Annotated in this window: 8 protein-coding genes; all 8 read left to right on the top strand. The window is 31.8% G+C overall.

Annotated elements, in window-relative coordinates; genetic code table 11:
* The first annotated feature begins 215 nt into the window (after nucleotides 1–215).
* Entirely contained in the window at nucleotides 216–1997 is a 1782-nt protein-coding gene (locus tag AC2A1C_RS08825) for a helix-turn-helix domain-containing protein (protein WP_484025341.1), read from the top strand.
* Between the two features lie 645 nt (nucleotides 1998–2642).
* Nucleotides 2643–3212 carry a hypothetical protein gene (locus AC2A1C_RS08820; protein WP_484025340.1) on the top strand — a complete coding sequence of 190 codons (570 nt, stop codon included), beginning with the start codon at nucleotides 2643–2645 and terminating at the stop codon, nucleotides 3210–3212.
* A gap of 190 nt (nucleotides 3213–3402) precedes the next feature.
* Nucleotides 3403–4008 carry a thioredoxin family protein gene (locus AC2A1C_RS08815; protein WP_484025339.1) on the top strand — a complete coding sequence of 202 codons (606 nt, stop codon included), beginning with the start codon at nucleotides 3403–3405 and terminating at the stop codon, nucleotides 4006–4008.
* Nucleotides 4009–4034: 26 nt separating this feature from the next.
* Nucleotides 4035–7994: a hypothetical protein gene (locus AC2A1C_RS08810; protein WP_484025338.1), complete on the top strand. Its 3960-nt coding sequence runs from the start codon at nucleotides 4035–4037 to the stop codon at nucleotides 7992–7994.
* 24 nt (nucleotides 7995–8018) lie between these two features.
* Nucleotides 8019–8576: a hypothetical protein gene (locus tag AC2A1C_RS08805; RefSeq protein WP_484025337.1), complete on the top strand. Its 558-nt coding sequence runs from the start codon at nucleotides 8019–8021 to the stop codon at nucleotides 8574–8576.
* Between the two features lie 353 nt (nucleotides 8577–8929).
* A complete protein-coding gene (locus AC2A1C_RS08800; RefSeq protein ID WP_484025336.1) occupies nucleotides 8930–10639 on the top strand; it encodes a helix-turn-helix domain-containing protein in 1710 nt (569 codons plus the stop codon).
* 254 nt (nucleotides 10640–10893) lie between these two features.
* Nucleotides 10894–12468 carry a helix-turn-helix domain-containing protein gene (locus AC2A1C_RS08795; protein ID WP_484025335.1) on the top strand — a complete coding sequence of 525 codons (1575 nt, stop codon included), beginning with the start codon at nucleotides 10894–10896 and terminating at the stop codon, nucleotides 12466–12468.
* Between the two features lie 515 nt (nucleotides 12469–12983).
* Complete coding sequence (locus AC2A1C_RS08790) at nucleotides 12984–13565, top strand: hypothetical protein (RefSeq protein ID WP_484025334.1); 582 nt, start codon at nucleotides 12984–12986, stop codon at nucleotides 13563–13565.
* Nucleotides 13566–13701: the final 136 nt, after the last annotated feature.

Genomic DNA, 13701 nt, shown 5'->3' with positions numbered 1-13701 from the left:
AGTCTTTGTTAAGACATGATTCCAACTTTAATGTTATGAACAACATCATAGTAATAATTTTAGTAAAATAATTTTTCGAAATGATTATGGATTACACCTCAAGCAATTTGGGGTGTTTTCTATTCTTACAAAGCTATTTATTTCTATCTTTTCTTGTTCCGAAATAACTGATATGTAAGACTGAAATATTAATTTTGTGAAACAAAAGCTAAGAAATGATAAACTGCTTTTTCAAAAACAAGCTGTACATATTGTTTTTATTATGTAACCTTTTTTTGAGTGCAAAAGGGGCAAAATATTCTGTAAACAATAATGTAGATTCTTTAAAAAAATATTCTATAGATGCCCTTATACAAAAATGTTATTCTGATATTAACCCAAAAATCTACTGTGATGAGATGTTTAGAAGGAAATTATCAGATACAGAAAAAACCAAGTGCTTTAATATTTTTGCATTAAAATATTGTTTTGAAAAAATTAATGATTACGAAAAGGCAATAGAATATCTCAATCTGTCCAACGTATATGCAAAAAAAACAGGCAATGTTACCTTTGAAAGAGCTAATCTGAATATAATCGCAGTTATATATGCATTACAGAATAAACTTGAATATGCGTTTAAGTTTTTGGAGAAAAGAAACAAACTAAAATCTCTTGAAAAAACAGATGAATTACAGGAACTATTTTCTGGTGGAGATGATGATGCTATTTATGCCTTGTTAGGAAATTTTGGAAAATCTACCAAAGGTTACCTGAATGCTATTAAGAATATAGACGACTATCTATCCACCCATAAGGAAATTTCCGCTGAAAAAAAGTATCAATTAATTTTTTATCAGTGCCTTAAATACAAAAACATTTTCCTGAATTATAATTACGAAAAAAAGCTAGATTCAGCAGGAATTTATTTGAATAAAATAAAAACTTCATCACTTTTACAAAAAGATAAAGCCGATATAATCTCTTGTAATGAAGCTGATTACTTTATTCTGTTAGGCAGATTAGATGAGGCAATACAAAAAGCAACAAAAGACAAAAATGATTATAAAAATGATAAAGCTCGGGTGTTTTATGATCTGTATTATCTTGCGAGAGCTTATCAGTTAAAGGGAAATTATCAAGAATCTTTAAAATATTGTGAACAAGGTCTAAATAATATCGTTGTAAATATTGACTTTGTGAATATTGAGCTAGAACTATATCGAATAGCAATGGAAAATGCTGATAAATTAGGCGATAATAGGAACTACCTAAAATATTCGAAGTTATACCAAGAAAAAAATAAAAAATTTGATTACAATTCAAAGGCAGAGTTTATAACCAAACTCTATAATCTGGATCAGATCAAACCTCTCAAATATGAATTAGACAAATCAAAAAACTCTACGGCCTATCTTTGGATAATACTGCTATCTTTGGTATTGATTACTTCATATTTTGTATATCGCCTTTTAAAATTGAAAAGGCAAAAGAAAAAATTCTTAGAAATCATTGCTCGTTTAGAAAAGAAAGAAGAAGAAGAAGAGCAGGCTATTAAAAAAGAAGAACCAGCTCCCAAAAAAGATGAAGAGAGTAATAAAGAAGAAACAACTAAAACAGATAAAAGTATTTTATCCGAGGAAAAAGAAAAAGAAATACTGGATAAATTAAAAAAGTTTGAAAAAAAGCAACAATTTTTGTCGTCCAGCGTTTCATTAAGTTCACTGGCTTCAAGCATGAATATCAATTATAATTACCTCAGCTATACGATAAAAAAATATAGAGGTAACAATTTTAATGGCTATATCAACCAGCTAAGAATAGATTACATTATTCTAAAATTGAAACAAAATCCGGAATATCTTAATTATAAAATAAGCTACCTCGCTGAAGAGTGTGGATTTTCTTCTCATACTGTGTTTAGCAAAATTTTTATAGAAAAAACAGGTATTTCACCCTCAAAATTTATTGAATATCTTAAAAACGATTTGAAGAATAAAAAAAATACTACAACTTGAACCCGGCTACAAAAGCCACAAAATAATGATTATCAATTCATTTACAAATAATTAATTGCAAAGCTATTTCTCCATCATTTTCTTTAAACGGGCTAAAGCAAGTCCATTAATATTTACAGATAATTTAACAAATGATTCATATTTATAAATTTTTGTAAATATTCCTATATATTTTATCCATCCTTATTTTTAAAATTCAGGCTGCTATCCATAGAAAATCTTCTTTCTATATATGTATTTAATCGGTTAATTCAAACCCCTAAACAAAGGATTACTATATTTTTTGGATTTCTTTTCGTTGTTACACTTTGAATTATTGCGATTTTTCCATTTAAAGGCAAATATATAATTCATAGTTGTTTTTTGTAACATTTATAAAAAATCAATTAAATAAATTCTAAGTACTTGATATTTTAAAAAATTATAATACTGAAAAACAATATATCAATTCGCAATTTATGGAAGTATTGTCTTGCATTCAGATAGCGATTACGTATAGTTTTGCTTTCACAAATGATAAACAGATATAGATTTTATTTTCATAATTGTATATGATTTTATTTAAAATAAAATTCAAAAAAAAGGATTTTAAATAACAAACTTAGAAATTACTTATACACAATTGAAAGAATAGAAATGCACATGATGATAAAAAATTATCACTATATAGCTATTAAGAAATCGAAAAAAACTCCAATTTTTTCGATTTCTTTAGTTGCATTTTTTGTTTTTACTTTTTTTCCGACTTTTTTCTTCTCTCAACAGACTTCCACAAATGATATAAACAATCAATTTTCGACTGAAAATGAAGCAATTCACATTGTAGATGGTGCAACTATTTTCATAGAAAAAGATAAAAAAACTAAACCAAGGAATTTCTCTTCAAGAAAGATTTCCAAAAACATAGTCAAGAAAAAATACAAAAAGAAAATTCTGCAGGAGGATAAGCAAATCACTATCCAGATACCTAAATCTGCAAAGTTTTTTCTTCCAACTCCCGAAACAGAAAAGTTTTACCTGATAGTCAACAATGATCAAACAACGATAATTGTAAACTCTACCCAAGAACTTAAAAATATTTGTACCACTGTAAGAGATCAAAAAATGCAATGCTTTATTGAAGCCTTGTATAAAGATAACTTCTCGCATTATACCAGTGTTACTTTCTGGAAATTTTCCATACAGTACATCTCTAGACCTCCACCTTCCGTATAAAGGTCATTTTACGCATTATTTGTTAGCTTTTTTGAATAAATCACAAAAGCAACCCGAACTAATTATAACCTTCGAAAGAAATGGTTTTCTTCCATGATTTGCAATATTCAATGCCTTTTTGAATATATGCGAATACGTGAAGCTAAGATTATGAATTGACTTGATTAAAAATAAAATTTATTGATTAAAAATGAAAAATAAATACCTCATTGTTTTTTTACTGCTGCTCCAGCAGTTTATGATGGGCCAACAAAAGAAAACGGGGATTTCCAAACAAATTCTATGGCATCAATGGTCTGAAATTGAGACTTTGCAAGCCAAAGATCCCCGCCCAGTAATGGTATGGATTTATGCCGATTGGTGTTCCCACTGCAAAGATTTGCGAGAACAAACTTTAACTGATAAAAGCATTATTGAAGCTCTTTCCAATGACAAAGTGTATGCTGTAAAATTAAATATTGAAGAGAATAAAGACATTACCTATAAAGGAAAAACGTACAAATACATCCCTCCCACAAAAGAAACCAAAGGACATCACGAATTAGCAATGGCCATGATGAACCAACAGTTTGGCTTACCAGCTTTAATATTTTTTGATAAAGAATTGCATCTATTGCAAGATGTAAAAGGTTTCAAAACTCCATCGGATATGAAAATCATCATGGATTATTTCTTTGGAGAATACTATAACAAAACCACTTGGGATCAGTACGCCCAAAGTGTACTAACCGGAAAAACAAAAGATGATGAAAACAAAATTGCATCTACTCCTTCTAATGAAGTATGCAATAACTAATAAAATAAATAACATTTGAAAAAAATATGAATAAACAATCTACAATGACAACTCGTTTTTGGCGGAAATCCCTCTCTGTCATGGCATTGTTGAGCGTTTGGTTTGCTATGGCGCAAACTTCAACGCTTACTAAAGTTGCAGAAAACACTTCGGGAACAGTAATAACCAGTGTAAATTCCGGGCAACAGATAAAATATGTGGTAAGGGTGAAAAATACAACTACCGATGCAAAAGGAAATATCACTGAACCTACTGGCAACGTAACACTAAACGATACTTCTGACGCATTCCAAGCATATGTGGGAAGTTCATTAACAAAAGTTCCTCTTGGATGGACTGCAGGTTCTCCTACAGCAGGTGCACAGCTAAGCAACTCCACTATTGGTACTTATACAGTTCCAATTACCTACCCTTCTGCAGATGGAAGCACAATGTTGCCTACCTACGGAGCAAACAGCTTTGCTGCAGAAGATGATGTATTAAAGAATACCTCAATTAATGTTAAAGGTAGTGGTGATGGATTTGGACCTAAAGTATTCACTTTCCCTAACGGAGACATTGGAGTGCTTGCCGTAAACCACCATACCCAGAATGCTTCTATTATTTGTGGGAATGCTACTTTAGGTGGTACTAATTGTATACAGGGAGGTGGAACCCTTACTGTTGGCTCTACAGTTAGCACGCCAAACGTTTTCAGCTACGCTCAAGTTGGCAATAAAATATTTTATGAATTGTATGATGCAAGTACTAATTTTGGTAAACCAGCAATAGGATGTGTTGATATCTCAAATAATGATGTAAGGCTTTGTAGTACGCCTTCTACTGTTTTTACATCTGCCGCTGCTGGAACTGTAACTAATACTACAGGCGCTTTGGGAGTAGTTGCGATTGCAGGGAAAGTCTGCCAAGTTTGGAAAGGAGCTACAGCTGGTACTTTAGAAATCGGATGTGTAAACCCATCGGACATGAGTGCTTATCCTGTCGAAGTAATTACAACATATCCTACAGGCGCAACTTCACCTTCGGTTACTGTAGCTTCTACTTTTGGAGGCAATAATACATCTATTGTACCCATAGATAACAACAGATGGGCGATTTCTTTCACTAGAGCATACACAATTACTTCTCCATTTTCATCTGTGAATACTGCAAGTACAATCTGTCTTTATGCCAATGCTGGCAGTGCAGCATCTACTAATTGTGATGGAACTGCTACCGCACCAACCATAAACAATGTGAATGGATTAACTGCATCTCTAATTTTACCGCGGCTAAATTCAACAGGTACTGTAATTGGATATTGCCCTCAAAATCCTTCTTCCGGTGCCGCAAGTCCTTGTTATAATACTTCTGGTGTTGCTACTCCATCGATAACCACTCCCACAAATCTTGTTTTTCCTGGCGCATCATCTTATTATAACACTGCTACCGGTATTAGCAAGCCTTATCTTTTTACTTACAATTATAGTGGAGATACTGTTTATTGCTATGATTGGAGTGTATCAGCGCCATGTGCTACACCGTCATCAACTTCTGCAGGCGGTGGTGGTTCATCAGGTTCATTACCATATAACGGAGATGTTTTACAATCTCCTTATGGTGAAAAATGTTTAATTGTATATGGTGATAGCCAGCAATGGAATGTTTTATCTTTAGATAAAGCAGCAGGAGGAGGGACATTAGCTAAAAATTGTGTACTAAATTTTACACCTGCATCTGCTATATATGTAGCACCCGATCCTTTGGCAAATGCTTCAACAAAAAGCAATGTCTGTAACCCGGGTACTACAATAAAATCTTGGAACTCAGTAACTTTATCACACCTTCCAATACAAAACAATTCTACCATAAAGATTTATGATACTTCTAATAATTTGCTAACCACAGCTAATGTAACTGCAACTACCACAGAAGATACACAGCAAACAGTAACTTTTGCAACTCCTATACTGTATAGCAGCTATCCTAGTATAAAAGTACAACTCACTTATGGTTATGTAAGTTCTACCACAGGTACTAATACAGTTATTAGAGCCAACTATGTTAATAGCGAAGCTACCAATAATGATCTGCCACAATTTTGTTATGATACCAAAATAACCGCCTGTACAGCAAGCAATACTAGTACAAACCAAGTAGTTGTATCCGGAGGATCCGCAGGAACTGGAAACCTAAATAACAGTGCATCTGGTATTGCCTGTATAACAGCATCCGATCTGGCTGTAACCAAAACGGTAGATAACGCAACGCCTATTGTAGGAAGCAATGTAATATTTACAATAAAGGTAACCAATAACGGAACTGCAAATAATACAGGAGTACAAGTAACCGATTTGCTACCGAGTGGATATACTTATGTAAGCAGTTCTACTGCAACAGGAACCTACAATTCAGGAACAGGTGTTTGGGCGATAGGAGCTTTAGCAAATACCGCTTCAGCTACACTTACAGTTACTGCAACAGTGAAATCAACAGGCACATATACCAATACTGCTTCTATAACTGCTGCCGGTATTACAGACTCTGATACATCTAACAATACTGCATCTGTAACACCTGTTCCAAAATCATCTGATCTACAAATAACCAAAACCGTAGATAATACAACTCCTAATGTAGGAAACAATGTTGTATTTACGCTTACCGCAAAAAACAATGGTCCTGATGATAATACAAGTGTAGAAATTAATGATCTGCTACCGAGTGGTTACAATTATGCAAGCAGTTCTACAACAACGGGAACTTACACGTCAGGGACTGGAGTTTGGAACATAGGATCTATGATTAATGGAGCAAGTGCCACTTTAACCATTACGGCAACCGTAAAAGATTCTGGAGTTTATACCAATACTGCCACAGTAAATGATGCGGGAACAATAAACAATGATACCGTTTCGAGTAACAATACAAGTTCAGTAACACCTGTTCCGGTAAAAGTTTCGGATTTACAAATCACCAAAACAGTAGATAATTCTACTCCAAATGTTGGTAGCAATGTTGTATTTACATTGACTGCAAAAAATAACGGACCTAGTAACAACACAGGAATTACGGTAACGGATGTACTTCCAAGTGGATATACCTTTGTAAGTAGTTCTACCGTTACAGGAAGCTACAACTCCGGAACCGGAGTATGGACTATAGGTAATATGATTAATGGGGCAACTGCAACTTTAACAATTACTGCGACTGTAAAAGCATCAGGAGTATTTACCAATACAGCTACCATAAATAATGGAGGAGTAAATAATGATCCTAATTCAAGTAACAATACCTCTTCAGTAACTCCGGTACCTAATATTTCCGATTTATCTATTACCAAAACAGCAGATAATATGTCCCCTACCAAAGGAACAAACATCATATTTACAATTACGGCAAAAAATAATGGTATAAATGACAATACCAACATTATTGTAACCGATGTACTTCCGAGTGGTTATACATATATCAGTAATACAGCATCTATAGGAACTTACAATTCCTCTACAGGAAAATGGACTATTCCAGCTTTAACTAATGGTTCATCTGCAATACTAACCATTACTGCTTTAGTAAATTTTTCAGGAACTTATACCAATGCTGCAACCGTAGATCAAGGAAATGTAAACAATGATCCGGATATGAGTAATAATAGCACTTCTGTAACACCTGTACCTATAGATACTCCTTACTGCTATAAGTTACCGGTTATCGTTACTGATGGTTCAGAACTTTCAACTCCGTTTGGAATTACATCCTTAGGAAGAGCAGGAGCAGATAATGGAAACTGGCCAATGGTAAGAAAAGGAGCATGGATGACTTTAGAAGCTAAAACCAAAGGGTTTGTGGTAAACAGAGTCAGCTTTACAGGAGGGAATCCGGATGGTATTCCTACCACAAATTTTGTAAAAGGAATGATGGTGTATGATACGACCAACAACTGTCTGAAAATCTACACCGGTACTGTGTGGAGCTGCTTTACAACACAGGCTTGTCCGGACTAATCTATTAATTAAATACAAGAAACAATGAAAAAATATATTGCATTGGGTATTTTGCTTACAGTTTTCTACAGCAAAGCTCAGATCGTTATTGGAAGTAATCCGACAGCCGTAACCAACTCTTCCGTTTCATTAGAGTTTTCATCAAGTAACAGGGGGGTGATCGTTCCTTGGGTAACCAGCGCAGCATCCGTAACAGGTGCTGTCGTGGGAACCATAATATTCGATACCAATGATAAAATTTTTAAATACAGGAATAACTCCACTTGGGTAGCGTTATCAAAAAATGAAAATACCACCATCGGAACAACCACTGTAGATACTACAGGTGTGGTCGATACCACTCTTCAGGATTCTGCAACCGAGAAAACGTCGGCCAAAACATTAATCGGAGGAACTCCCTCAACCGATACTACTCCCGGTATTTTGGTGTTAGGCGATACCGACAAAGCGATGATATTACCAAAAGTGGCGTCTCCGCACCTTAATATCAAAAATCCGGCAGCCGGAATGATGGTCTATGATACCGTAAAAGATCAACTCTGCATTTTCAATGGAAAAGTATGGGCTTTCTGGAAACCGTAAAAAGGTATTAATTTAAAGCTAAGACAATGTTTGTTTAGCAAATTCAATAAAGTGATATAAACTGCTAAATGAGCATAATTGCAATAAAAAAATTGCAACTTGAAGCAGTTTGATATTGAAAAATATGTGATTAGAAATTGAATATTACTGTTAGATCCCGCAAAATAAATTGCGGGATCTTTTTTTAACAAATTATTTTATTGATTTACAGTGAATTAAAAAAACAGATTATAAAAAATATTATTATGTTAATTACGAGTTGTATCTTAAAGTAATTTGAGTACATTTTTTTTGTAATTTTATCAACTTATTTAGGAATGATGGGCTGCTTTTTCAAAAACAAATTATACACATTGTTTTCACTGTGTTGTCTTTTTTTGTATGCAAAAGGAGCGAAATCTTCTGTAGATAATAATACCGATTCTTTAAGAAAATATCAAGTCCGTGATCTCATCAGAAAATGCTATTCTGAAACAAACCCTAAAATCTATTGTGATGAAATGGCGAGGAGAAATTTGGTGGACAGTGATAAAATGAGATATTATAGAGTTTGTGGAGAGAAATATTATCTGGAAATTCTAAATGATTTTGACAAATCTATACAATTCATAAAAATATCCAATCTATACGCACAAAAACAGAAAGATTACACACTATATGCCAATAATCTCAATATGATAGCACTAATATATGCTATTCAAAATAAAAATGATCTGGCAATATCCTATATAGAAAAAAAATTAAAATATGAACATAGAGATAAATCCAATATTCAGGAACTCCTTTTTGGAGGAGATGAAGGTTTGGTTTATGGTGTAATCGGAGATTTCGATAAAGAAATTAGGGGGTATATAAAAGCCATAAAAAATTTAGATGAATATTTAGCTAAACAAAATAAAATCGACTCTAAAACTTTTTTTGAAATAAATTGTTCCAAACGGGATAAATATAGTAATATCGTTAATGCATATCTACTCCAAAAAAAACTAGATTCGGCGAACTTTTATTTAAAAAAAATTAAAAATCTGCCTCTCTCCCCTAAAGAACTGGATACTGAAAATATACGGGACAACGAAATTAATTATGCTATTTTATCTGGAAATCTTGACGATGCTATTAAGCGGGCAAATAGGGATTTGGATGAATTTAAAAATGATAAAGCTGCCATATTTTATGACTCATATCACTTAGCAAATATATACTTTCTAAAAAAGGAATATAAAAAGTCATTGGCATATTGCGAACAGGCTCTGAAATCAAAAATGATAAGTTTTGGATTTATCAATCATGAGCTAGAGCTTTATAAAATCGCTATGGAAGCAGCCGATAAATTGGGAAATGAAAAATCTTATCTGAAATATTCCAAACTTTACCAAGAGTTAAATCAAAAATTTGATTATAGCACAAAGGCAGGATTCATAACAAAACTCTATAATCTGGATCAAATAAAACCCCTTGAATATGAATTGAATAATTCAAAAAATTTCATGACGTATCTTTGGGTGGCTATATCATCTTTATTATTGCTCATAGCATATTTGGTAAAACGTTTCTTCACCTTGAGGATGTACAAAAAAAGGTTTATGGAAATCAATGCCCGCTTAGAAAGGAAAGAAGAAGAATGTGTTCCTAAAAAAGAGGAAGAAAACATTAAAGAAGAAGTCGTTAAAACTGATAAAAGTATTTTGTCGGATGAAAAAGAAAAAGAAATATTAGAGAAATTAAAAAGGTTTGAAAAAAGGCAACAATTTTTGTCTCCCAACGTTTCTTTAAGCTCATTGGCTACAAGCATGAATGTCAATTATAATTACCTGACTTTTACTATAAAAAAACATAGAGGCAGCAATTTTAATGGCTATATCAATCAGCTAAGAATAGATTATATTATTCTAAAATTGAAACAAAATCCGGAGTATCTCAATTACAAGATAAGTTATCTTGCCGAAGAATGTGGTTTTTCTTCTCACACTGTTTTTAGTCGAATTTTTATTGAAAAAACGGGCATCCCTCCTTCAAAATTCATTGAATTTTTAAAAAAGAAAAAACTCGAAATGGCCAGTTAGAATAATTAGTTTTCTTATAATATATTTTGAAAAAAATAGTATTAGTTTTTATGGTAGATAATGTGAACATTTATAAATCTTTAATGCAAAAACTCTTTGTATTGGTTTTCTGTGTCTTCTTTACTTTAAAAAAGGCAAACCATACTAATTGGGTTACAAATCCTGCTGTAGAAAAAGATTCTTTAGCCAAATATCCTGTAGAAGATCTCCTTCATAAATCGTGGTATCTGAAAAGCGATGTAAGGAAAATTTATTTGGATGAACTCGCAAAACGAAAACTCACAAACATACAAAAAGCAAGGTATTATAAAATATATGGAGAAAGCTATAGTCTATCTGTTTTGGGGGATTTAACGGGAGCTATAGATAACTTAAAAAAATCAAACCAGTATGCAGAAATAAGCAAAGACATACCATTACAAATAAGCAATCTTAACGTAATAGCAATTTTTTACGCCTTACTTAATAAAAATGATGATGCTTTGCATTTTTTAAAACTAAAAAATGCCTTAGAATCAACTCAAAAAATAGACAATTATCAAAAGATCCTATTAGGCGGAGACAATGGAGTAATTTATTTTTTAACAGGTGATTTCGTTAAATGTATTAAAGGCTACAAAAAAGCGTGTGAAGATATGGATAATTACTTGTTATCCGAAAAAACAAAACTTCCTTCCAAAAAAGTATATGAGCTTAATTATAATAAAGCCGTTAATTATAACAACATTATTATATGCTACAGTTTCCAAAAAAAATTAGATTCTGCCGCATACTACTTATCTGCTGTAAGAAAAATACCAATTCCTAAAAATGAAGTAGAAGAAATTGTTGCCAATAGCGAAATTAGTTATCATATATTATCCGGCAAACTCGATTTAGCGATAGCGAAAGTTTTAAAAAACATGGTTAATCATAAAAATGATCAAATGGCATTATATTATGATTACTATTTTTTAGCAAGAGCCTATCAGCTAAAAAAAGACTATAGAAAATCTCAAGAGTATTGTGAGAAAGCTCTAAAAATAAAGATGCTTACCATTAGTTTCATTAATGTAGAGATAGAATTATATAAGATTGCTACTATCAACGCAGAAAATTTAAAAGATGAGCAGAGCTATATAAAATACTCTAAACTTTACCAAAAAATTAATCAGAAATACGATTATACATCCAGAGCGGATCTTACAGCCAAACTTTATAATCTGGATCAAATTACCCCTCTAAAGTATGAGTTAAATAATTCGAAAAATTTTATGAATTATCTTTGGGTGGCCATAGTATTTTTATTATTACTAACAGCATATTTAGTAAATCGCTTTATCACCTTGAGGAGGTACAAAAAAAGGTTTATGGAAATTAATGCCCGCTTAGAAAGGAAAGAAGAAGAATCTGTTCCTAAAAAAGAGGAAGAAAACATTAAAGAAGAAGTCGCGAAAACAGATAAAAATATTTTATCTGATGAAAAAGAAAAAGAAATACTGGATAAGCTGGAAAAATTTGAAAAAAAGCAGCAATTTTTGTCTCCCAACGTTTCCTTAAGCTCATTGGCTTCAAGCATGAATATCAATTATAATTACCTTTCTTTTGCAATTAAAAAGTATAAAGGAAATAATTTTAATGGCTATATCAATCAGCTCAGGATAGATTATATTATTCTGAAACTAAAACATAATCCGGAGTATTTGAATTATAAAATAAGTTACCTTGCTGAAGAATGTGGATTTTCTTCTCATACTGTCTTTGGTAGAATTTTTATTGAAAAAACAGGTATTCCTCCTTCAAAATTCATTGAATATCTAAAAGAAGAAAAATACAATAAAGTATATTAAATTGATTCTAATAAAATTTCAGAATTTAATTTCTAGTTCATACCATTTCATTTGAAACGCAATCTTCCTGCCTAATCTCATTGGATAAGTAATTTTTGCGAGTATGTTTCAGGGTATTTTTACCATAAAACAATCTTAGAATTTTGAATAAAAAACTAACCTTTCCGCGAATTTCAATTTCCGGAAGATAAGTTTTACTTCAACATATCTTTGTATCAATTGTTCTCAAAATTTCTATTCAACAATATCACAAAATATTGATTACAAATACTTTAACAATTTAAAAATCGTGAACTAATTCATAATTAGTCGAGGTATTATCTTGTATTAAAGTGGCTATTCCATATAGTTTTGCACCACAAAAAATAAAAATCTAGAGATAGGTTTTTCTTTTCATAATTGCATTTGTTCAATCATAGAAAAATTCAAAAAGTATTTTAAAGTGATAAACACATAAAGCATTAAATGAACTATTTATGTAATAATTGATGGGAAAAAATTGTCACAATAAAGATATGAAGAAATTGAAAAAATTGAAAAAAACTCCAATTTTTTTAGCATTTTTTGTTTTTGCCTTTTTCCCCACTTTTTTCTTCTCTCAACAATCTTACGCACACGAAACAAATGCTTCTGCCGAAGCACCCCTTGAAAAAAGTTACATTTCCTCAAGAAATCAAGTCATATATGTTTCAGAAGATGCAACAATTTATTCAGAAGATACAACTATTCATACAGAGATAAATAAGAAAAAAAAATCTATAGATCTTTCTTCAAAAAAAATTGCTAATAAAACCCTAAAAAGCCAAAAAAGGAAAAAACTTATATGCAATACTAAAAAGATTGTTTATTATCCTCCGGTTAAGACAACCAAAACATATCTTCCACATGTACCTTCCAAAGATTTTTGGTTTGCATATACAGGTAACTGTTCTGTCGGATTAGGGAGTTCTACTTTCCAATACTATGCAATTGCACTAAAATTGCAAATTTTTTTTTCTTTAACACCTCTCCGTAAAGACAACTTCTCACTTTATACCCATACCCCTTTCTGGAAATTTTCTTCGGAATATATTTCCCGACCTCCACCAATGGGATAAAACGATATTTTTTATTCAAAAAAATGTAAATTTTAAAACATCATTACGTTTGATAAACTTTTTTTGATAGTAATATCTTCATCCAACAAACAACAGATCCATTTTGTAACAATATAAAATGGTTTACAAAATCACA

The organism is Chryseobacterium sp. HNCC26DJ241 (assembly GCF_057180505.1).
Note: the sequence above shows the minus strand (reverse complement) of the source record. Positions and strands in the feature narration are given on the sequence as shown.